We start from the raw sequence: 22,847 nt of genomic DNA, 5'->3' as shown, positions 1-22,847 counted from the left end.
TCTCGATACTCCAAAATTCGCCAGAGGGATCAACGTCCCTATCGGCGGGTCGGCTGGATGAACGACGTGCGCACTCCGATGGAAAATGAGTCTATATTCAGTCAAATACTGATGGAATATCGCGAAATAGAATTCGGTTTTGCACCCGGCGCAAAGGCAACCACACCAACATGACGTCTGAAACGACACGAATAGATCATCTGGGAGTCATGAGAGCACTGGTCAAAGTAGTGGAATCGGGCACCTTTTCCGCAGCGGCCAGGGAAATGCACGTCTCCCCTTCAACCCTGACCCGCATGATCACGACGCTGGAAAAATCCCTGGGCACGACCCTGCTGCATCGCACCACGCACATCGTCGCCCTGACGGAAGCAGGCCAGATCTATCACGCGCGGGCGTTGTCGATGATCGCGGACCTGGACGACACCTTGCGTGTCGTCAGCGATCTCAATCTTGCACCCAGCGGTCCCTTGAAACTCGTTTCGCCGGTGGCATTCGGCAGACGGTTCCTCGCCCCGCTGATCGCGCCATTCCTGCAGATGTATCCGGGTATCCAAATGGATCTGCGGTTGACCGACAACCACAATGACATGATCGTAGGCGGCTTTGATCTCGATATTCACGAGGGCGAAAATCATCTGACGAACCTGGTCGCCTACCCCATCTGCCGCAACGATTCATTGCTGTGCGCCACACCCGACTATCTGGCGCGAAACGGGCATCCAGCCACCCCCGCCGAACTCAGTGCGCACAATTGCCTGATCTACCTGCACCCCGACAGCGATCCCCATTGGTACTTCACGAAGGATGACGTCAAGCACTCGATTTTCCCCAAGGGCAATTTGCAATCGGACAACTCGGAGCTGCTGCTTGAAGCCGTCTGTGGGGGCCTGGGTATTGCAGAATTTGAAATCTGGCTGGTGCGTGACCAGCTCTTGAGCGGTGAGTTGCAAATCGTGTTGCCTGAATATCGGTTGGTTAATTCACTGACCGGGAACCAAATCTACATGGCTTACCTTCCCAATCGACGTTACTCGACGAAAGTCAGGGTGCTGCGCGACTTTCTTGAAGACCGACTCAAGGGCATAGGCGAACTGCCTCCGGAGCTTTTCAAGTGTCGGTCATGAGCCAGTGCTCTCTCACAACTCACCCGCCACCGGAGAGCATTGTTATGTCCAGCAATCAATCTGACGATACCCGCACACCCTGCTGATATTCACGAGGCGTACAGCCAAACTCACGACGAAACACCGTGTGTAGATATTGTGCAGATTTGAAACCGCAAGTGCGGGCGATGTCCGCAATCGCGGTGTCGGTATTTTCCAACCCGCTCGTAGCCGTCGCCAATTTGAAACGCAGAATCTCGTCGTGCACGCTGCAGCCTCGCACCGTGCGAAAGTACGATTCCAGCGATGAACGCGAGACGCCGACATAAGCCGCCACTTGCGCGGTCTTGATGCCCTGGCAGGCATATTGGCGAATGAACAATAGCGCTTGCATGACGTAGGGGTTGCCCAACGGCTGGTGCAAACTCGACACCTGCACGTTGATCGCCTCCGGCGGGATCAGGATGTGCGTGCCCGTGGACGGCATGCCGTGCAGCATCTGGTGCAGCAGTTGCGCGGCGGTGCGGCCCATGGTTTCGGTGCCCTGGATGACCGAGCTCAGGGGGACTCGGGTCAGGCTGCGTGTCAGGGGGTCGTTGTCGATACCGATTAATGCCACCTGCTCCGGCACGGCGATTCCGGCGGTCAGGCAGGCTTGCAGCAACTGTCGGGCGCGGGCGTCACTGACAGCAATGATACCAATGGGCTTTGGCAGGCTTTGGAGCCAGGCGATCAGTTGTTCGACGGCGCTGTCCCAGAGCGGTGCGCTGGTGCCCATGCCGCGATAGACCTCGGCGCGCAAGCCGTCGCGTTGCATCAGTCGTCGAAAGGCTTTTTCCCGCTCCTGCGCCCAACGATTGGTCTGAGCTTCAGGCAGGCTGAAGCAGGCAAAACGCTGTAGCCCCGCCTCGATCAAGTGCGCGTAAGCAAGGGTGATCAGTGCGTTATTGTCGGTAGCGACGTAAGGAATTCCTTTCGGGTAGGCCCGCTCATCCTGATAGGAACCCCCCACCGCCACCACCGGCAACTTGATGTCGGCCAGCGCTTCGCCAATCAGCGGATCGTCGAAGTCGGCAATGATCCCATCCCCTTGCCAGCGCTCGATCCCTTTCAACCGGCAGAGAAAATCCTCTTCCAGGAACAGGTCCCAGGACGCGCGAGTGCTGCTCAGGTAGTTGCCGATGCCGCTGATGATGCCCCGGTCATAGATTTTGCTGCCGTTGAACAACAGTGCGATGCGGTGAACAGGCGGTACTGTTTTCATTGTGTTCAGGCTTATTCCGGGGCCCCTTGTCACGGCGGCGATTTGCACAGACTAGGCGCGCAGACGGCGAATCTCAATACGCAAAATCGCACCCTGTGTTGGTGATTTTCATAATCAGCAGGCAGGGGGCCGTTGGTAGTATCGAGACACCGCCAAGTACAACAAGGACATTGCCAATGCCGTACTTCCCCGATATCGACCGGATTCGCTACGAAGGCCCTGCCAGCGATTCTCCCCTCGCCTTCCGACACTACGACGCCGACAAAATCATCCTCGGCAAGCCCATGCGCGAACACTTGCGCATGGCCGCCTGTTATTGGCACACCTTCGTCTGGTCGGGGTCCGATGTGTTCGGCGCAGGAACGTTCAAGCGCCCATGGCAACACGCCGGCGACCCGATGGAGCTGGCCATTGGCAAGGCGGAAGCCGCGTTCGAGTTCTTCTCCAAACTGGGTATCGACTATTACTGCTTCCACGACACGGATGTCGCCCCGGAAGGCAATTCTCTGAGGGAGTACCGCAACCACTTCGCGCAAATGATTGATCACCTGGAGCGACACCAGGAAGAAAGCGGGATCAAGCTGCTGTGGGGAACCGCCAACTGCTTCAGCAATCCGCGCTTTGCCGCCGGGGCCGCCAGCAACCCGGACCCCGAGGTGTTTGCCTTCGCCGCTGCCCAGGTCTTCACCGCCATTAACGCGACCCAACGCCTGAAAGGGTCCAACTACGTGTTGTGGGGCGGCCGCGAAGGCTACGAAACCCTGCTCAATACCGACCTGAAACGTGAACGCGAACAACTGGGCCGCTTCATGCGCATGGTGGTCGAGCACAAGCACAAGATCGGTTTCAAAGGCGACCTGCTGATCGAACCCAAGCCGCAGGAGCCGACCAAGCATCAATACGATTACGACAGCGCCACCGTGTTTGGTTTTCTCCAGCAGTTCGGCCTGGAAAAGGAAATCAAGGTCAACATCGAGGCCAACCACGCAACCCTGGCCGGTCATAGCTTTCATCACGAGATTGCGACCGCCGTCTCACTGGGGATCTTTGGCAGCATCGACGCCAACCGCGGCGATCCGCAAAACGGCTGGGACACCGATCAATTTCCCAACAGCGTCGAAGAAATGACCCTGGCCACCTATGAAATCCTCAAGGCCGGCGGGTTCAAGAATGGCGGGTACAACTTCGACTCCAAGGTCCGCCGCCAGAGCCTCGATGAGATCGATCTGTTCCATGGTCACGTCGGCGCAATGGACGTCCTCGCCCTGTCCCTTGAGCGGGCAGCCGCCATGGTGCAGAACGACCAGCTTCAGTTGCTCAAGGATCAACGCTACGCCGGCTGGCAGCAGCCGTTCGGGCAGGCGGTGCTGAAAGGTGAGTTCAACCTCCAGTCATTGGCCGAACATGCCTTCGCCAACGAACTGAATCCACAGGCCGTCAGCGGTAGGCAGGAAATGCTCGAAAACGTCGTCAACCGGTTCATCTATCGCTGATCGCCAACGGAGTCTGCGGGCGCAACAACGCTGTGACATTCGCACGACAAATCTGTGTCCGCTGCGTCTGCCGATTCTCTACAGTTCTACCAGCCCGAGACTCATCGTCAGGCAGTGTCTTTCAAACAAAAATAAAAGGACGCACCACCATGAAGAATGTACAACGCGTGCTATTGGCCAGCGCCCTGGCGCTGCTGTCGCTACCGGTAATGGCCGATGCTGCCCATCCGAAAATCGGTTTCTCCATTGATGATCTGCGGCTGGAACGCTGGTCGCGTGACCGTGATTACTTCGTTGCGGCAGCGGAGAAAATGGACGCCAAGGTCTTCGTACAGTCGGCCGATGCCAACGAGCAAAAGCAGATTGCGCAAATTGAAAACCTCATTTCCCGTGGCGTCGATGTGATCGTCATCGTGCCGTTCAACGCGACGGTCCTGACCAATGCAGTGGCCGAAGCGAAGAAAGCCGGGATCAAGGTCGTGTCCTATGACCGCCTGATCCTCAACGCGGATATCGACGCCTACATTTCCTTCGATAACGAGAAGGTCGGCGAGATGCAGGCCAGCGGCGTGCTGCACGCAGCGCCCAAGGGCAATTACTTCCTGCTCGGTGGTGCGCCCACCGACAACAACGCAAAAGTCCTGCGCGAAGGTCAGATGAAAGTGCTGCAACCGGCCATCGACAAGGGGGATATCAAGATCGTCGGTCAACAATGGGTGAAAGAATGGAACCCTACCGAAGCGCTGAGCATTGTTGAAAACGCCTTGACCCGCAACGACAACAAAATCGACGGCATCGTCGCCTCCAACGACGCCACGGCAGGCGGCGCCATCCAGGCACTGGCCTCTCAGCAACTGGCCGGCAAGGTGCCGATTTCGGGGCAGGACGCAGACCTTGCAGCGGTCAAGCGAGTGATCGCCGGCACGCAAACCATGACCGTGTACAAACCGCTCAAACTCATCGCCACCGAAGCCGCCAAGCTCTCGGTGCAACTGGCGCGTAACGAGAAACCCGCCTACAGCTCGCAGTACGACAACGGCAGCAAAAAAGTCGCCACCATCCTGCTCACTCCGACTCCGTTGACCAAGGACAACATCGACCTGCTGGAACAGGACGGGTTTTACACCAAGGCGCAGATAGCCGGGCAGTAATCATCACCCCGTCACGCCTCCCTGTAGGAGCGAGCTCGCTCGCGAAAAACGCCAACGATGACGCGCACCTGCAGGACTATTGCGTCGTCCTCGATTTTTTCGCGAGCAAGCTCGCTCCTACAGTCAGAATTCTGCCGCGTATGAGGCTCTGCCATGTCCGACTATCTGCTGCAAATGAACGGTATCGTCAAAACCTTCGGCGGTGTCAAAGCGCTCAATGGCATCGACATCAAGGTCAAGCCGGGGGAATGCGTCGGGCTGTGCGGCGAGAATGGCGCCGGCAAATCCACGTTGATGAAGATCCTATCCGCGGTCTACCCCCATGGCACCTGGGACGGTGAAATCTTCTGGGATGGTCAACCGCTCAAGGCGCAATCGATCAGCGAAACGGAAGCCGCCGGCATCGTCATCATTCACCAGGAGCTGACGCTGGTGCCCGACCTGTCGGTGGCAGAGAACATTTTCATGGGCCATGAACTGACGCTGCCCGGTGGACGAATGAATTACCCGGCGATGATCCACCGCGCCGAAACCCTGATGCGTGAATTGAAAGTGCCGGACATGAACGTATCGCTGCCCGTTTCGCAGTACGGCGGCGGCTATCAGCAATTGGTGGAAATCGCCAAGGCACTGAACAAGCACGCGCGCTTGCTGATCCTCGACGAGCCTTCATCGGCCCTGACCCGTTCGGAAATCGAGGTGCTGCTGGACATCATCCGCGACCTCAAGGCCAAGGGTGTTGCCTGTGTCTACATCTCCCACAAGCTCGATGAAGTAGCCGCCGTGTGCGACACCATTTCGGTGATCCGTGACGGTAAACACATCGCCACGACGGCCATGGCGGACATGGATATTCCACAGATCATCACCCAGATGGTCGGACGGGAAATGAGCAACCTCTACCCCACCGAGCCACACAACATTGGCGAGGTGATTTTCGAGGCTCGCCACATCACCTGCTACGACGTCGACAACCCCAGGCGCAAACGGGTCGACGATATTTCGTTCAGCCTCAAACGCGAGGAAATCCTCGGCATTGCCGGGCTGGTCGGCGCAGGCCGCACCGAACTGGTGACAGCGCTGTTCGGCGCCTACCCCGGTCGCCACGAAGGCGAAGTCTGGCTGGACGGTCAACTCATCGACACCCGCACGCCGCTCAAATCAATCCGTGCCGGCCTGTGCCTGGTGCCCGAGGACCGCAAGCGCCAGGGCATCATTCCAGACCTGGGCGTCGGCCAGAACATCACCCTGGCCGTGCTCGACAGTTACTCGAAACTGACCCGCATCGACGCCGAGGCCGAACTGGGCAGCATAGATAGGGAAATTTCGCGCTTGCACCTCAAGACCGCGAGCCCTTTCCTGCCGATCACTAGCCTGTCCGGCGGCAATCAGCAAAAAGCCGTATTGGCGAAGATGCTGCTGACCAAACCCCGGGTGCTGATTCTCGATGAGCCCACCCGAGGTGTGGATGTCGGCGCCAAGTACGAGATCTACAAGCTGATGGGGGCGCTGGCGGCCGAAGGCGTGTCGATCATCATGGTGTCGTCAGAGCTGGCCGAAGTGCTCGGCGTTTCCGACCGCGTTCTGGTGATCGGCGAAGGCCAGTTGCGCGGTGACTTCATCAACCACGGACTCACCCAGGAACAGCTGCTCGGCGCCGCACTCAGCCAACCTGATGGCCATAACAATAATGATCGGAAGTCCGCGTAAATGAATCAGGTCAAACAACTCTTCACCCGCTACAAGATGCTCGCGCTGGTGTTTGCCGTGGCGTTTATCTGGCTGTTCTTCAGTTGGCAGACCGAGGGCGGATTCCTGACGCCGCGCAACCTCTCCAACCTGCTGCGCCAGATGTCCATTACCGGGATTCTCGCCTGCGGCATGGTGTTGGTCATCATCAGCGGCGAGATCGATTTATCGGTCGGCTCATTGCTGGGCCTGCTCGGTGGCGTCGCGGCTATTCTCGACGTGGTCTACCACATACCGTTGCTGGCGAACCTGAGCCTTGTGGCCCTGTGCGGACTGCTGATCGGCCTCGCCAACGGCTACATGGCCGCCTACCTGCGGATTCCGTCCTTCATCGTCGGGCTGGGAGGCATGCTGGCTTTCCGGGGCATTTTGCTGGGGATTACCGGCGGCACGACCATCGCCCCGGTATCGCCGGAACTCGTCTACATTGGCCAGGGTTATTTGCCACACACGATCGGCACGGGCCTGGGCGTTCTGCTGTTCGCACTGACGTTGTTCCTGACCTGGAAGCAACGGCGCAATCGCGCGCTTCACGGCCTGGCTGCACATTCACTGGCACGCGACGTTGTACGCGTGCTGTTGATCGGCGCGGTGCTGGCCGGCTTTGTCCAGACCCTCAACAGCTACGACGGCATTCCCGTACCGGTCCTGCTTCTGCTAGTCCTACTGGGCGGGTTCAGCTACGTGGCCAGTCAGACCGTCTTCGGCCGACGCGTGTATTCCGTGGGCAGCAACATGGAAGCGACGCGCCTGTCCGGTATCAACGTGCAGGCCGTGAAGCTCTGGATTTTCGGGATCATGGGCGTGATGTGCGCCTTCGCCGGTGTGGTCAACACCGCACGCCTGGCCGCCGGTTCACCCTCCGCCGGCAGCATGGGCGAACTCGACGCCATCGCCGCGTGCTTCATCGGCGGCACCTCCATGCGCGGCGGCTCCGGCACCGTCTACGGCGCCCTCCTCGGCGCCCTGGTCATCACCAGCCTGGACAACGGCATGTCCATGCTCGACGTCGACAGTTATTGGCAGATGATCGTCAAGGGCAGCATTCTCGTGTTGGCCGTGTGGGTGGATGTGAGCACTCGGACCGGACGACGTTGATCTGGTGGTGTGGTCTTTCGCAGGATGAGACTAACGTCACTCCGACGCGCTTGGTTACTTCAACTCAGCTACCACGGCATCGAAGAATACCATCGGGTCGATCGGCTCTTTATCAACCGGCTTGGGCTGAGCACCGAAGGTGACAATCACCACGTTATTGGCGGGGTTGACGTAGATATTCTGGCCCTGGATACCGACCGCCGAATAAGCGCCGTCTTTCACCGACGGCTCGGTCCATGCCGTCCACCACATGTAGCCGTAGTCCAGGGACTTGCCGCCTTTGAGGGTGGTCGGCAGCGTCGCCTCCTTGACCCAGCCCTCGGGCAGAATCGACGCGCCATTGATCTTGCCGCCGTTCATGAAAAACAGCCCAAAGCGTCCATAATCGCGCAACGTGGCGCTGATACCGCTGCCACCGATTTCCACGCCGTCAGGCGAATCGAGCCACCACCGGGCATCACTCTCCATACCGAACGGCTGCCAGATCTTCTGTGATAAATAATCGGCCAGTGGCATCTTCACAGCGCCACGAACGATCTCGCCGAGTACCTGCGTTTCGCCAGTGCTGTAATTGTTGGCCGTGCCGGGCTCAGCCGCTCGCGGCAAACTTGCCATCAACGCCATGGCCGACCGCGGTTTCTGCGATATCTGCGCCTTGAGTAGCGCGCGACGATCAGACGCCGGATCGGTGTAGGTCTCGTTCCACTTCACCCCCGAAGACATCATCAGCACGTCGCGCACCGTCACGCCTTCATAGGAGCTGCCCTTGAGCTCGGGAACGTAATCCACCACTTGCGCATCGAGGCCCTTGATAAGGCCGTCTTTGATCGCCGCAGCCGCCAGCGTCGAGGTGATGGACTTGGCTATCGACATCGACATCCAGCGGGTTTTCTCGGTGTTGCCACGCTGGTAGGTCTCGAACACGATCTTGCCGTCCTTGAGCACGAGCATCGCCGTAATGCTGTCCAGTGCGACGAAGTCATACAGGTCGTACTTTTTGTCCCCGACAGTGAAGCGAACGTTGGACAACTGTTTTTCCGATTTCGGCAGCGCATACGGGTGATCGCCGGCTTTGATCCTGTGGGTCGGGAACAGCCGGTCGATGTTGCGGTAGGTACTGACCGCCAGATCAGGGAGCATGGCGCCGTCATAGATCTGCTCCACGGTGCCAATCGGTTCCTGGGCGTGGGGATAATCGTCAGCCCACGCGCCCGAGGTGATACCCGTAGCGAGCAGACCCAGCGACAGAAGCAGCGACCGACCAGGCGCTGCCGGACGAGAAATAGCGGATGAGTGCATAACCTATCCTTTTTTTGTTTTTACCATTCACGGGCGTTAGGACACGCGCCGCTTGAACCATAGCCTACTCATTGGAATTGCGCCCCGCGAGCTGAGGGACGATGCTGTTTGCGTCTTATCAAGGATCAATAGAAGTGCGTACAACCTGACGAACCGACTACCCACCTACAGACAAACACGAGTCATGGCTTAGATATGAAAACAGTAGGAAGAGGTGATGCGTGGTCGGCGCCGGTCGATCCTCACCTGTGCAAAGCGCTGAAACCCACGGGTGGCGTGGGGTCAGCTCGAGGAAAAGATGGCAGCCTCAACGCTCCATGACATAGGTACCAGGTGCGGGGCACAGGGGCGGGTACTTGCGCGAGCCGAGCTTCTTCGGCGGCGGCACGCTGTCACCCGAGCGCTGCCCGATCCATTCCCGCCAATGCGGCCACCAGCTGCCTTGCTGGCGCTCCCCGGCGTCCTGCAGCCAGGCTTGCGGGGTCTCGGCGGCGGCAGGCGCCGCGTAGTAGAACGACCTGGGGTTGCCCGGCGGGTTCACCAGGCTCTGTAGGTGGCCAGCGTTGGACAATACGTATGTTGTGTCCTCGCCAAACAACCGCGCGGTGCCGTAGCAGCCCTGCCAAGGTGTGATGTGGTCGGTGGTACCGCCAACCACATAGGCACCCACCTTGACCTGGGTCATGTCGATCGACTCGCCGGCAATTTCCAGAGAGCCCGGGTTGCTGTAGGGGTTCTGCTGGACCAGGTCGAGGTAGTCCGAGTGCAGTTGGGCGGGTAGCCGCGTGGTGTCATTGTTCCAGGCCAGAATGTCGAAGGCTGGCGGCTTGTTGCCCAGCAGGTAATTGTTGACCCAGTAGTTCCAGATCAGGTCGTTGGGCCGCATCCAGGCGAACATGCGGGCCATACCCTGGCCACTCAGCACGCCTTTGCGCCGGGAACTGGCCTTGGCCGCGCGCAGGGCAGACGGGGTGGCGAACAGCCCCAAGGTGGTGTCGTCCAGTGCCGAGGCCATGTCGAGCACGCACACGGCCCAACTGGTGTTGGCTACCTTGTGGCCTTCGCCGCGAGCCGCCAGCCAGCCCAGATAGGCCGCCAGGGTGATGCCGCCCGAACAAGAGCCCCACATGTTCACATCCTGGCTACCGGTGATCCTGCGCGCCACGTCCACAGCTTGGTCGAGGCACAGCGTGTATTCGGACAACCCCCAGTCGCGGTGCTCGCTGGTGGGATTGCGCCAACTGATGACGAAGAGGGTGACGCCGCTGTCCTGGATCCACTTGATCAAGCTTTTCTCTGGCGACAGGTCGATGGCGTAATACTTGTTGATTTGCGGCGGCGACATCACCAAGGGCCGGGCATAGACCTGTTCGGTATTGGGAGCGAACTGCAGCAGTTCGAACATCTCGTTGCGAAACACCACTTCACCTTTGGCCGTGGCGATGTTTTCCCCAACCTTGAACGGCGTGCTGTCGACCTGTCTCGGCAGCCCACGGTTGGTCAGCATATCCTCGCCGAATTGGCGAATGCCCCTGGCCAGGCTCATGCCCCCGGTGTCCACCAGCTTGCGCAGCGCCGCCGGATTGGTCAGCGGCGAGTTGCTTGGCGCCATAGCATCGGCCAGGAGCGCTGCAACAAACCGGGCCCGGCTCTTTTCCAGTGGGGCAAGGTCGGTGGATTCGATGAAGCGGGTCATCTCACTTTGGCCGGCCAGGTAGCTCTGTAGTAGTGCGCGCAGGAAGGCATTGGATTGCCAGGCCGGATCGGTGAAGCGCTTGTCCTTCGGGTTCGGCGCGATGCTGGATTTGCCGCCGACGATGTCCCGCAACTCCTTCAGGTAGCCCCCCAGATGAGCGCCCGCTTTGAGCGGCGATTTGCCCATGGCCTTGAGCAGGTAACCGGCCGAGCTGGCCAGGTCCGCCGCGCGCACGCTGACGAGCGGATTGCCTGCGATGGTCTGGTTGGCTGCCGTACCAATCAGCTCTTTTTGCTGGTTGCTGTCCGGGAGATCGGCATCCTTGCGAGGGCGACGCTTTCTGCCGGTCGCCGGGGGACGCTGGGTGTGGGTGGCGGTATCGCTCGTGCGGGTCGATCTGCTCATGGCGGCTCTCGTGTTTTCCGGCGCTGTGTTGTTTTGCACCGACTCTAGGCAGCAACGGCGTCGGCCATCTCGCATCGCACGACAGCGAATTTTCATTTCATGACAAGCAAATCGTGGGGCGATGAACTGAACGGGTGGCCTATACGTTTCAGCTGGCAGTTTCGAGCAGCTGCTTATGGCCTGGTGCTGTCCGTAAAGGAGGACACCCGTGAGAAACAGCAAGCGCAAACCCAAAATCGTTGCAGTGCGCCCCGCCATACCCACGCAATTTTTGAAGAAAGAAAGGGATTTCCTCCATTAACTGATAGGGATTATTTGTCACTGGAGGTTTAGGAATCGCGACGATGTCGAGATCTGCCGAGGGATTGGTCATCAACCCTTGTTCAGCCATGGCATAGCGGAACAATTGATTGAACCAGGCTCGATTGAGAAGAGATGTGCGGGTTCCGGTTTTCGACAGAATTCGCCGGAACGAAAAAAGGACCCGAAGGCCCTGTTTTCAATCGCTTACAGAATTCAGTTGAACTCTATAGCGCTATATCTGGAGCGGGAAACGAGACTCGAACTCGCGACCCCGACCTTGGCAAGGTCGTGCTCTACCAACTGAGCTATTCCCGCGTCTTGGTGAGGCGCATTCTATAGAATCCAGATGCCTCGTCAACCCTTTGATTCAAAAATGTTTTATTTCTTTTCAACTTCAGTCTTCAGATGCGGCCAGGCTGCCCGCAGGTACTGGACCATGGACCACAACGTCAAGCCTGCCGAGATCAGCAGCAAGGCGTAACCCAGCAAAACCCAGAACGTGAAGGCTGAAGGATTGGCCAGAAGGATCACCAATGCCAGCATTTGCGCAGCGGTTTTCCATTTGCCGAGGTTCGATACCGCGACATGAGCACGTGCGCCAAGCTCGGCCATCCACTCGCGCAGCGCCGAGACGACAATTTCGCGGCCGATGATCACGGCGGCCGGCAGCGTGAGCCACAGGTTGCCGTGTTCCTGCACCAGTAACACCAGCGCCACGGCGACCATCAGCTTGTCGGCCACCGGGTCGAGGAAAGCACCGAACGGCGTGCTTTGCTCCAGACGCCGCGCCAGATAACCGTCCAGCCAGTCTGTGGCGGCGGCAAAGGCGAAGACCGAGGCGGACGCCAGGTAGCTCCATTGGTAAGGCAGGTAAAACAGTAAAATAAAGATCGGTATGAGCAGGACGCGTAGAACGGTAATCAGATTAGGGATATTCATCGGCACAACTGGCTACGAGGTGAGGTGGCATTCTACTCGCTGTGCAGATTTGCATAAATCAACTCTGCGAGCTTTTTACTGATCCCGGGTGCTTTGGCGATCTCTTCGATGCTGGCACGAGACAGCTCCTGCAATCCACCAAAATGTTTCAACAAATCACGCCGACGGGTCGGTCCGACGCCGGCAACCCCCTCAAGCGTAGACGTGCGGCGGGTTTTGCCGCGGCGGGCGCGGTGACCGGTAATCGCGAAACGGTGAGCTTCGTCGCGAATTTGCTGGATGAGATGCAACGCCGGAGAATCGCCGCGCAAGGTGAATTCATGGGCGGCATCGTTGAGGTACAGGGTTTCGAAACCGGCCTTGCGTGTCGCGCCTTTGGCCACGCCCAGCAAAATCAGGTCGGGTACCGCCAGCTCATTGAGCACGTCACGGGCCATGGACAACTGCCCCTTGCCGCCGTCCACCAGCAGAATGTCCGGCAGCTTGCCCTCCCCGTCCTTCAGTTTGCTGAAGCGTCGGGTCAGGGCCTGGTGCATCGCGGCGTAGTCATCGCCCGGCGTCACGCCTTCAATGTTGTAACGACGGTAATCGGACTTGATCGGACCTTCGGGGCCGAAGACGACGCAAGACGCGACGGTCGCCTCGCCGCTGGAGTGGCTGATGTCGTAGCACTCCAGCCGCTGCGGCGGCTCGTCCAGTTTCAGCACATCGGCCAGTGCTTCGAAACGGGCAGCGACGTGTTGGCGGTTGGCCAGGCGCGCACTCAGGGCCTGCTCGGCATTGGTCACCGCCAATTGCTGCCAGCGTGCCCGCGTGCCGCGAACCCGGTGGCTGATGGACAGTTCGCGACCGCGCAGCTCGTCAATGGCCGCAATCAGCGTCGGGAAGTCTTCGTGAACCACGTTGACGATCAACTCGCTGGGCAAGTCGCGTTCAGGGCTGCTGATGAAATACTGACCCAGAAACGCCGCCATGACCTCGGAAACGTCTTCTTCAATACCCACCTGCGGGAAGAAGTTCTTGCTGCCCAGCACCCGGCCACCGCGCACGCTGATCAAGTGAACGCACGCACCGCCCGGGTTGACGAATGCCGCAATTACGTCGACATCGCCAGTCCCGCCTTCCATGCTCTGTTGATCCTGGACCCGGCGCAGCAATGAAATCTGGTCGCGCAATTCGGCGGCGCGCTCGAATTCGAGGTTGATCGCCGCCTCTTCCATGGCGGCGGATAACTCGTCGGTCAGCGCATTGCTGCGTCCTTCGAGGAACATCACCGAGTGCCGCACATCTTCGGCATACACCTCGGGCTCCACCAGACCGACGCAAGGTGCCTTGCAGCGCTTGATCTGATATTGCAGGCACGGCCGCGTACGGTTCCTGTAGTAACTGTCTTCGCACTGGCGAACGAAAAAGGTCTTTTGCAGCAGGCTCAGGCTTTCGCGAATCGCACCGGCGCTGGGGTAAGGGCCGAAATACTTGCCCTTGGCTTTTTTCGCCCCGCGATGAATGCTCAGGCGTGGAAACTGGCCATCGGACAGGAATACGTACGGATAGGATTTGTCGTCGCGCAGCAGGATGTTGTACGGCGGGCGCCATTCCTTGATCAGCGTCTGCTCAAGCAGCAGCGCCTCGGTCTCGTTGGCCGTGATTGTCGTTTCGACCTGGGCAATCCGCGCCACCAGCGCAGCGGTCTTCGGCGCGAGTCCGGACTTGCGGAAGTAACTCGACAGGCGATTCTTGAGGTTCTTGGCCTTGCCGACATAGAGCAGGCGCGCCTCGCTGTCGAACATGCGGTAGACGCCGGGGCGTCCACTGACCGTCGACAGGAAAGCACTTGGATCGAAGGTGTCAGTCATTTTCAGAGGCTGGCATCCACCATGCCGTGACGAACTGCCAACAGCGTCAACTCGACATCGCTGCTGATCGAAAGCTTTTCGAAAATTCGGTAACGGTAGGTGTTCACGGTTTTGGGCGACAGGCAGAGTTTGTCGGAAATGATCTGCACCTTCTGGCAGCCGACAATCATCAGGGCGATCTGGATTTCCCGCTCCGACAAGGCGTCGAACGGTGAGTCGTTGGTCGGCTGGAAGGATTTGATCGCCAGTTGCTGGGCGATCTGCGGGCTGATATAGCGCTGCCCGGCAAACACCAGGCGGATGGCCTGGACCATTTCCGGCAGCCCGGCGCCCTTGGTCAGGTAACCGGCGGCACCGGCTTGCAACAACCGTGTAGGAAACGGATCTTCTTCGCACACGGTGACCGCGACCACCTTGATGTCCGGATGGCTGCGCAACAGTTTGCGCGTGGCCTCAAGGCCACCGATGCCAGGCATCTTGACGTCCATCAGCACCACATCGGGTTTCAACTCACGCGCCTTGAGCAGGGATTCTTCGCCCGACTCGGCCTGACCGACCACTTGCAGGCCATCGATGTCAGCCAGCATTCGTGTAATGCCTGTACGAACGAGATCATGGTCATCGACTACTAGCACCCTAATCAAGCAGACACCTCGCGATATGGTCTTATTGAGTTGCCGACACCTTAGCAAAAAGCAACTGGCAGACCTAGCGGCAAGCGTCATATAAAAAGTATCAATACATCTTGAAAGGCTTGTCTTATGCGCGTTTCAGAGACTTGCGATCTCGACATCGCGCTGCATTCTCAGGAAACACTCATCGCTGCCAACCACCTTCAGGCCCTTGCGCTCGTATAACGCTTTCGCCGGATTGTTGTCGAAAACCGTCAGGCGCAAGGCCGGGCGCCGTTCCTGGCACGCCATCGCGAATACCTGATCGATCGCCCAGGATCCGGCACCCTGCCCCTGACAGCTTTCGAGCACGTGCAACTCACGGATGTACAAGGCCCTCGCGTCCCGGCTGAGGCTCACATAACCCGTTCGCACACCATTACACACAATCAACCAGTTCTGGCGACCCGCCCAGGCGACATCGAACGCCTCGTCCTGCCACAGCAGATCGTGCTGAATGTAGTAGCGGAGCATGGTGTGGCAGGTCAGTTCGCGGGCAAAGGCCAGGTCCGGCGCCGTCGCAGGACGTAACTCATAGGGGGCGGCGATGGGTGCTGTCGTCATGGTGGGTCTTGGGGCGTCGAGATAAGCCTGAAGTGTGTCACAACCGCCGACGCGCTCAAGCGATAGAAAATTGCACCGTCGATTGATAGAAATTTCTGATTGAATCCGCGTACCGGCCTCTAGTAAGCTCGGCGCATCCATCGGAGACAGACCATGTTCAACGCCCTCTCACAGCTTCGTACCGCCAGCGCCCCGCGCTCGGTTGCGGCTGTCCGGGCGAATGTCGTTTGCGCTCCGGTCAGCTTTTATTTTGGGTATTGGTTTAGCCACTGGCGCGCCTGATACCCACACGGCGCCCACTTTAAACGGGTCGCCACCAGAGAATTCTCAACCCCCGGTCGGCTTCCCGACCGGGGGTTTTGTTTTTTCAGCCCCGCCACTTTTCGGCAACACCTGACAATTTGAGGATTTACACCATGAACGACGCCACTTATTACCGTTACGACCTCTTTACCGCATGGCGATTTACCAGCTTCCGCTCGGGACAGCCTGCCGCCTCCGATCGGTCACCTACAGGTGGCAAGCACACACACGCAGCCAATCCGGCCAATTGTCGAACACCCCAATAGGGCCGAGCGCGCGGGAACGAACCCGCCGCCTGCCCAGGAAGCCTGACCATGAACTCGTCCGTCTCTGCTCTGCCGTTGTCCACCCTGAGCCCTGCCAATGAAGCGCTGACCCTGCGCCTGCCAAGCTCATTGCAACTCAAACAGCAACTGCCCCTCAGCAATGCCCTGACCCGCCAGGTCGCCTCCCATCGCGACGCGGTTCGCGCGATCCTCAACGGTGAAGACACCCGTTTGCTGGTGATCGTCGGACCTTGCTCGATCCACGACCCCCGATCCGCCCTCGAATACGCCAGCCACCTCGCCCGCCTCGCCGCCGAAGTCAGTCACGAAATGCTCCTGGTGATGCGCGCCTACGTCGAAAAACCGCGGACCACCGTTGGCTGGAAAGGCCTGGCGTACGATCCACATCTGGATGGCAGCGATGACATGGCCAGTGGTCTGAGCCTGTCCCGCGAACTGATGCGCGAAATGCTCCTGCTCGGCTTGCCGATTGCCACTGAACTGCTGCAACCGATGGCCGCCGGCTACTTCGACGACCTGCTCAGCTGGGTGGCCATCGGCGCGCGCACCACCGAATCGCAGATCCACCGGGAAATGGCCAGCGGCCTGGCCATGCCGGTCGGCTTCAAGAATGGCACCGATGGCGGCGTCGGAGTGGCCTGCGACGCCATGCGCTCCGCCGCCCACCCCCACCGGCACTTCGGCGTCGACAGCCAGGGTCACCCCGCCATCATCCAGACCCCGGGCAATGCCGACACTCATCTGGTCCTTCGCGGCGGCCATCGCGGCCCGAACTACGACCGCGACAGTGTCGCCCGAGTGAACGGTGATCTGGGCAAACTGAAGATCCCGGCACGGATCATGGTCGATTGCAGCCACGCCAACAGCGGCAAAGACCCGCTGCGTCAACCCGCCGTGTTCAACGATGTGCTCGAACAACGTTTGCAAGGTGATCGAACGTTGATCGGGATGATGATCGAGAGCCATTTGTTCGAAGGTTGCCAGCCGTTGAGCCCTTCGCTGCAGTATGGCGTATCGGTGACGGACGGTTGCCTGGGGTGGGCCGGGACGCAAGCGTTGTTGCGGCAGGCGGCGCAGCGGTTGCGAGCGGCACAGGGCTGAAAGGCAAATGACATTCCGGAGGTAGGCCATTGCAGGACTCTGCGCTACCTCCGATTAAAGGATGTCTGGACATTCCGAAAAGGACCGCCTACAGATTCGAATATTCGTACTTTCTCTATTCCGTTTTCCCCAAATCACAGCGTCTTTTTCATACATCGCCCGCACATCGGAGTGCTTTAGAGTGAGGCCCAGGCTCACTCATGAACTCCCGCGAAAAGGTATGAACATGCAACGGAATGCAAGCACTCTCTATCCCATCCTGCTGGTCCACGGGCTGTTCGGATTCGATCGAATCGGCCCAATCGAACTCTTCCGCGACGTCAAACAAGCCCTCAGGAGCTCCGGCGCCCGAGTGTTCATCCCGCACCTGTCGGCAACCCATACCAATGAAGCGCGCGGTGAACAGCTTCTCGCACAGATTGATCGCGTGCTGGAAGGCACTGGCGCAGACAAAGTCAACCTGATCGGCCATAGCCAAGGGGCACTGGCCGCACGTTTTGCCGCTGCAATCGCACCGCAGGTTGTGGCATCGGTGACGTCGGTCAGCGGCCCGAACCACGGCTCCGAACTGGCCGATTTCCTGCGCAAGGCATTGACGCCGGGACACCTTCCGGAACGCGCTGCCGAAGCGGTGGTGACCTTGTTCGCCGATTTCCTGTCGTTGCTCAGTGGCAACCCTCAGCTGCCGCAAAATGCGGTTGCCGCGCTGAATGCGCTGACCACTGAAGGGGTCAGCGCGTTTAATCAAAAGTACCCGCAAGGGCTGCCAAAAACCTGGGGTGGCAAGGGTCGCGAACTGGTCGACGGGGTCCGCTACTATTCCTGGAGCGGCACCTTGCAGGGGAGCATTCTTGATGAAGGGCTCAACGCGCTGGACCCATTGAACGGATTTTCCCGCGCGTTTTCCCGCTACTTCACGATCGAAGCGGACCAGAACGACGGGATGGTCGGGCGCTTCAGTTCCCATCTGGGCAAGGTGATCCGTTCCGACTACCCGCTGGATCATCTGGACAGCATCAACCAGACGGCCGGTCGGGTGCGCCATGGCATCGACCCGCTTGATCTCTATGTGCAACATGCCGAACGCCTGCGAAAGGCTGGCCTGTAAGTAGCCGAAGGAACTTTGAGAAGAAATGGACCACTGAATCCGGTAGGCTCAGCACTTTACTGAACATTGAAAGGAGTATTTACCCATGCCTAAAGCCACTGCCCGTCACATCCTGGTCGCCAGCGAAGACAAGTGCAACGAACTGAAAACCCAGATCGAAGGCGGCGCCGATTTCGCCGAAATCGCCAAAGCCAACTCCACCTGCCCGTCCAGCCGTCAGGGCGGTGATCTGGGCTCGTTCGGTCCAGGCCAGATGGTCAAGGAGTTCGACACCGTGGTCTTCAGCGCACCGCTGAACGTGGTGCAAGGCCCGGTCAAGACCCAGTTCGGTTACCACCTGCTGGAAGTGACCAGTCGTCAGGACTGATTGATTCGACAGTTACCGCGCAACGGCCCGCCTTTTTGGTGGGCCGTTGTGTTTCAGTGGCGAGGGACGCGCCGCTAGCGTACAAATTGCGCTTATCGACCACCCGGCTCTAAGGCTGACAATGCGACTGGCTTTCCCTACTTTGCTGTTCACTGCCGTGGCCCTGCTGTTGGGCGCCGCCGGTGTGAATGCCGCTCCCCAACATGCGTTGACCGTCTACGGTGAACCGGCGAAATACCCTGCCGGCTTCAGTCATTTTGCCTACACCAATCCGCAAGCCCCCAAGGGCGGGACGATGCGTCGTTCGGCCATCGAAATCGGTCACTTCGATCATGTCCTGCCTTATATAGACAAAGGCATCGGCGTGACGCAGATCGACGGTTTGATTTATTCGCCGCTGGCTCAGCGTTCCCAGGATGAGCCCTACACCGTGTACGGTCTGGTCGCACAGAAGATGGAGCGCTCGGATGACGGTTTGTCGCTGCGTTTCTACCTGAACCCCAAAGCCCGTTTTGCCGATGGACAACCGATCACCGCGCAAGACGTGCGCTACACCTTCGACCTGCTGATGACCCAAGGCAGCCTGCGCTATCGCACCCAGTTCGCCGACATCAAAGGTGTCGAAGTGGAATCGCCGCTGACGGTTCGGTTCGACTTCAAAAGCAGCGAAAACCGCACCCTGCCCCTCGATATCGCGACCTTGCCGGTCTTCCCCGAGCACTGGTGGAAAACCCGCGACTTCGCCGGCGGCGGTGGTTACGAACCGCCACTGGGCAGTGGCCCGTACAAGGTGAGTAAGGTCGACTCAGGACGCAGCATCACCTTCGAGCGCAACCCTGACTGGTGGGGCAAGGATTTGCCGGTCAGCCGCGGCCTGTACAATTTCGATCACTTCAGTATCGAGTACTTTGGTGATACCGACGTCGCGCGTCAGGTGCTGCGCGGCGGCGCCTACGACTACAACCGCGAATTCTCCGCCACCGGCTACTCCATCGGCTACGACAGCCCGGCCCTCAGCGACGGCCGCCTGCAAAAGGCGCATCTGGCGCAAAACGCCCCGCAATCGGCGCAAGGCTTCGTGTTCAACCTGCAAAATCCGCTGTTCCAGGACCGCAGCGTCCGTCAGGCGCTGGTGATGCTCTGGGATTTCGAATGGAGCAATCGGCAGATGATGCGCAATCTGTATATTCGCCAGCAGAGCTTCTTCTCCAACACCGACCTCGCCGCGCGCAGCCTGCCCGATGCCGCCGAGCTGGCCATTCTGGAACCCTTGCGCGGGCAGATCCCCGATGAAGTGTTCACTCAAGTCTTCGAAGCACCGAAGACCGACGGCAGCGGCGTGATCCGCGACAAACAACTGCAGGCGCTGGATCTGCTTGAGCAGGCCGGTTTCAAACCCGATGGCGACCAACTGGTGAACGCCGAAGGCAAGCCGTTGAGTTTTACCTTCCTGGTCAGCCAGAACGGCATGGACCGTTTGCTGCTGCCGTACAAACGTACGCTGAAACAGATCGGCATCGACCTGAACATCCGCCGCATCGATTCGTCCCAGTACGTCAACCGCCTGATGTCCCGGGATTACGACATGATCGTCACCGGCTACCCGGTCACCACGTCGCCGGGCAACGAGCTGACTAACTATTTCGGCTCTGCGGCGGCCAACGATCCGGGCTCGAACAATTACATGGTGCTGAAAAACCCGGCGGTGGATACGCTGGTCAACGGCCTGGTCCGCGCCACCACCCAGGCCGACATGTTGCGCTACGCCCATGCGCTGGACCGGGTGCTGCAATGGAACTACTACTGGATTCCTAATTATTACCCGCCGGGCAGCTCGACCGTGTGGTGGAACCGCTTTGGCATTCCGAGTGTGCAGGCCGCCAATGACGAAGCCATCGAGAGTTGGTGGGAAGTAAGCACCACGCCGCTGACCAACCAACAGATGACTGCCGAACTGATCAAGCGCGGCAGACCCGGAGGGCCGCACTGATGTGGGCTTATATACTGCGGCGCTTGCTGCTGATCATTCCGACGCTGGTGATCATTCTTCTGGTCAACTTCGTCATCGTTCAGGCCGCACCGGGTGGCCCGGTGGAACAGGCGATTGCGCATCTGCAAGGCATCGGCGGCGCCAGTGTCGGCGGTGGTTCGAGTGAGGTCATGAGCGGCAGTTCGCGCGCCAGTCGCGGCCTCGACCCGCAGCTGATCAAGGAAATCGAAAAACAGTACGGCTTCGACAAACCGGCCCCGGAACGCCTGTGGCTGATGCTCAAGAGCTATGCGCAACTGGACTTCGGCAAAAGCTTTTTCCGCGGCGCCACGGTCACCGACCTGATCCTGGAAAAAATGCCGGTGACCATTTCCCTCGGTCTGTGGGCGACGCTCATTACTTATCTGGTGTCGATCCCGCTGGGCATCCGCAAAGCCGTGCACCATGGCAGCCATTTCGACATCTGGAGCAGCACCGCGATCATCATCGGTTACGCGATGCCGGCGTTCCTGTTCGCGATGTTCCTGATCGTGGTGTTCGCCGGCGGCACCTCGCTGAACTGGTTCCCCGTGCGCGGCCTGGTCTCGGACAACTTTGAATCGCTGTCCACCGTGGGCAAGATCGCCGACTACTTCTGGCACCTGGTATTGCCGGTAACGGCGCTGGTGATCGGAGGTTTCGCCACGTTGACCATCCTCACCAAGAACTCCTTCCTCAACGAAATCACTCGCCAGTACGTGGTCACCGCCCGCGCCAAAGGCATGAGCGAACGCCGCGTGCTCTACGGCCACGTGTTCCGCAACGCGATGCTGTTGGTGGTGTCGGGCATTCCCCAGGCGTTCATCAGCGTATTTTTTGCCGGTTCGCTGCTGATCGAAGTGATCTTCTCCCTCGACGGCCTCGGCCGCATGAGTTACGAAGCGGCAGTGTCGCGGGACTATCCGGTGGTGTTCGGCTCGCTGTTCATCTTCACGCTGTTCGGCCTCCTGATAAAACTGGTCGGCGACCTCTGCTACACCCTGGTCGATCCGCGTATCGACTTCGCCGCGAGGAACGCCTGATGTTCAAGCTCTCGCCGTTGGCGCGTCGACGTTTCGAGCGCTTCAAGAAAAACCGTCGCGGCTGGTGGTCGCTGTGGTTGTTTATCGGCCTGTTTCTGCTGACCCTAGGCGGCGAACTGATCGCCAACGACAAACCGCTGGTGGTCAGCTATCAGGGCTCGTTGTACTTCCCGGCCTTCAAGCGCCACACCGAACAGGAGTTCGGCGGACAACTGCCGTTCCAGGCCGACTATCGCAGTGACTATGTGCAGAAGCTGATCAACAAGGACGGCGGCTGGATGCTATTCCCGCCGATCCCGTTCAGCGACGACACGCCCAATTACGAGCTGAACAAACCGGCGCCGAGCCCGCCGTCGAGCGTCAATTGGCTGGGCACCGACGATCAGGCGCGCGATGTGTTGGCCCGGGTGATTTTCGGCGCGCGGGTGTCGATTCTGTTTGCGCTGATGCTGACCGTTGTCAGCGCGCTGATCGGCATCGCCGCCGGCGCGCTGCAAGGCTATTACGGTGGCTGGGTGGACCTGATCGGTCAGCGCTTGCTGGAGGTCTGGTCGGGTTTGCCGGTGTTGTATTTGTTGATCATTCTGTCGGGGTTCGTCGAGCCGAATTTCTGGTGGTTGCTGGGGATCATGGCGTTGTTTTCCTGGCTGGCGCTGGTGGACGTGGTGCGCGCCGAGTTCCTGCGCGGGCGCAACCTGGAATACGTCAAAGCCGCGCGTGCGCTGGGCCTGACTGACCGCAAGGTGATCGTGCGGCACATCCTGCCCAACGCGATGAACGCGACCCTGAGTTACCTGCCGTTCATTTTGACCGGGGCGATATCGACGCTGACCGCGCTGGATTTTCTCGGTTTCGGCATGCCGGCCGGCAGTGCTTCGCTGGGCGAGTTGATCGGTCAGGGCAAGCAGAACCTGCAAGCACCATGGCTGGGCCTGACCGCGTTTTTCACGCTGGCGTTGATTCTTTCTTTGCTGGTGTTTATCGGTGAGGCGTTGCGAGATGCCTTTGACCCTCGATCTTGATCAAGCGGACGTTG

General features: G+C 59.4%; 19 protein-coding genes and 1 tRNA gene. 11 read left to right on the top strand and 9 right to left on the bottom strand.

Going from position 1 to position 22,847, the window contains the following annotated elements:
- The first annotated feature begins 209 nt into the window (after positions 1-209).
- Positions 210-1,127 carry a LysR family transcriptional regulator gene (locus F8N62_RS17740; RefSeq protein WP_224791379.1) on the top strand — a complete coding sequence of 306 codons (918 nt, stop codon included), beginning with the start codon at positions 210-212 and terminating at the stop codon, positions 1,125-1,127.
- Positions 1,128-1,182: 55 nt separating this feature from the next.
- On the opposite strand, the gene F8N62_RS17735 is transcribed toward F8N62_RS17740, so the two are convergent.
- Entirely contained in the window at positions 1,183-2,370 is a 1,188-nt protein-coding gene (locus tag F8N62_RS17735) for a XylR family transcriptional regulator (RefSeq protein WP_150711884.1), read from the bottom strand.
- A gap of 176 nt (positions 2,371-2,546) precedes the next feature.
- Between F8N62_RS17735 and xylA the strand changes: the two genes are divergently transcribed.
- The 4 genes from xylA to F8N62_RS17710 all read left to right on the top strand — a co-directional run bounded on the left by xylA (position 2,547) and on the right by F8N62_RS17710 (position 7,861).
- Entirely contained in the window at positions 2,547-3,863 is a 1,317-nt protein-coding gene (xylA, locus tag F8N62_RS17730; protein ID WP_150711883.1) for a xylose isomerase, read from the top strand.
- A 149-nt stretch (positions 3,864-4,012) separates the two neighbouring features.
- Positions 4,013-5,014 carry a D-xylose ABC transporter substrate-binding protein gene (gene xylF / locus F8N62_RS17725; protein ID WP_150711882.1) on the top strand — a complete coding sequence of 334 codons (1,002 nt, stop codon included), beginning with the start codon at positions 4,013-4,015 and terminating at the stop codon, positions 5,012-5,014.
- A 153-nt stretch (positions 5,015-5,167) separates the two neighbouring features.
- On the top strand, positions 5,168-6,724 hold the full coding sequence (xylG, locus tag F8N62_RS17715) for a D-xylose ABC transporter ATP-binding protein (RefSeq protein ID WP_150711881.1): 1,557 nt from the start codon (positions 5,168-5,170) through the stop codon (positions 6,722-6,724).
- A complete protein-coding gene (locus tag F8N62_RS17710) occupies positions 6,725-7,861 on the top strand; it encodes a sugar ABC transporter permease (protein WP_150711880.1) in 1,137 nt (378 codons plus the stop codon).
- Between the two features lie 54 nt (positions 7,862-7,915).
- Here F8N62_RS17710 and F8N62_RS17705 read toward each other — a convergent pair whose 3' ends face one another.
- From F8N62_RS17705 to F8N62_RS17670, 8 genes are all read right to left on the bottom strand, one after another.
- Positions 7,916-9,160, bottom strand: a complete 1,245-nt coding sequence (locus tag F8N62_RS17705) for a serine hydrolase domain-containing protein (protein ID WP_150711879.1) — start codon at positions 9,158-9,160, stop codon at positions 7,916-7,918.
- A gap of 307 nt (positions 9,161-9,467) precedes the next feature.
- Positions 9,468-11,261, bottom strand: coding sequence for an alpha/beta fold hydrolase (locus F8N62_RS17700; RefSeq protein ID WP_150711878.1), 1,794 nt, complete (start codon positions 11,259-11,261; stop codon positions 9,468-9,470).
- A 148-nt stretch (positions 11,262-11,409) separates the two neighbouring features.
- Positions 11,410-11,667 carry a hypothetical protein gene (locus tag F8N62_RS17695; RefSeq protein WP_150711877.1) on the bottom strand — a complete coding sequence of 86 codons (258 nt, stop codon included), beginning with the start codon at positions 11,665-11,667 and terminating at the stop codon, positions 11,410-11,412.
- A 136-nt stretch (positions 11,668-11,803) separates the two neighbouring features.
- A tRNA-Gly gene (locus tag F8N62_RS17690) sits at positions 11,804-11,879 on the bottom strand.
- Positions 11,880-11,942: 63 nt separating this feature from the next.
- Positions 11,943-12,503 (bottom strand): CDP-diacylglycerol--glycerol-3-phosphate 3-phosphatidyltransferase, encoded by a 561-nt coding sequence (gene pgsA, locus F8N62_RS17685; protein WP_150711876.1) that lies wholly within the window; start codon positions 12,501-12,503, stop codon positions 11,943-11,945.
- 32 nt (positions 12,504-12,535) lie between these two features.
- Complete coding sequence (gene uvrC / locus F8N62_RS17680; protein WP_150711875.1) at positions 12,536-14,359, bottom strand: excinuclease ABC subunit UvrC; 1,824 nt, start codon at positions 14,357-14,359, stop codon at positions 12,536-12,538.
- 2 nt (positions 14,360-14,361) lie between these two features.
- Positions 14,362-15,003 carry a UvrY/SirA/GacA family response regulator transcription factor gene (gene uvrY, locus F8N62_RS17675; protein WP_008015884.1) on the bottom strand — a complete coding sequence of 214 codons (642 nt, stop codon included), beginning with the start codon at positions 15,001-15,003 and terminating at the stop codon, positions 14,362-14,364.
- 126 nt (positions 15,004-15,129) lie between these two features.
- Positions 15,130-15,594: a GNAT family N-acetyltransferase gene (locus F8N62_RS17670; RefSeq protein ID WP_150711874.1), complete on the bottom strand. Its 465-nt coding sequence runs from the start codon at positions 15,592-15,594 to the stop codon at positions 15,130-15,132.
- Positions 15,595-16,211: 617 nt separating this feature from the next.
- Here F8N62_RS17670 and F8N62_RS17665 point away from each other — a divergent pair.
- The 6 genes from F8N62_RS17665 (at position 16,212) to F8N62_RS17640 (ending at position 22,833) form a co-directional block, all read left to right on the top strand.
- Positions 16,212-17,285, top strand: a complete 1,074-nt coding sequence (locus F8N62_RS17665; RefSeq protein WP_150711873.1) for a 3-deoxy-7-phosphoheptulonate synthase — start codon at positions 16,212-16,214, stop codon at positions 17,283-17,285.
- 226 nt (positions 17,286-17,511) lie between these two features.
- Entirely contained in the window at positions 17,512-18,393 is an 882-nt protein-coding gene (locus F8N62_RS17660) for an esterase/lipase family protein (protein WP_150711872.1), read from the top strand.
- 85 nt (positions 18,394-18,478) lie between these two features.
- Positions 18,479-18,760, top strand: coding sequence for a peptidylprolyl isomerase (locus F8N62_RS17655; RefSeq protein WP_150711871.1), 282 nt, complete (start codon positions 18,479-18,481; stop codon positions 18,758-18,760).
- 121 nt (positions 18,761-18,881) lie between these two features.
- Positions 18,882-20,750 carry an extracellular solute-binding protein gene (locus F8N62_RS17650; RefSeq protein ID WP_150711870.1) on the top strand — a complete coding sequence of 623 codons (1,869 nt, stop codon included), beginning with the start codon at positions 18,882-18,884 and terminating at the stop codon, positions 20,748-20,750.
- Positions 20,750-21,811 (top strand): microcin C ABC transporter permease YejB, encoded by a 1,062-nt coding sequence (locus F8N62_RS17645; RefSeq protein WP_017339138.1) that lies wholly within the window; start codon positions 20,750-20,752, stop codon positions 21,809-21,811. The genes F8N62_RS17650 and F8N62_RS17645 overlap by 1 nt, the downstream gene beginning before the upstream one ends.
- Positions 21,811-22,833, top strand: a complete 1,023-nt coding sequence (locus F8N62_RS17640) for an ABC transporter permease (RefSeq protein ID WP_150711869.1) — start codon at positions 21,811-21,813, stop codon at positions 22,831-22,833. The genes F8N62_RS17645 and F8N62_RS17640 overlap by 1 nt, the downstream gene beginning before the upstream one ends.
- Positions 22,834-22,847 lie beyond the last annotated feature (14 nt).

Source organism: Pseudomonas fluorescens, assembly GCF_902497785.1.
Taxonomy (GTDB): Bacteria; Pseudomonadota; Gammaproteobacteria; order Pseudomonadales; family Pseudomonadaceae; genus Aquipseudomonas; species Aquipseudomonas fluorescens_BO.
This window is presented reverse-complemented; position numbering and strand designations above follow the sequence as displayed.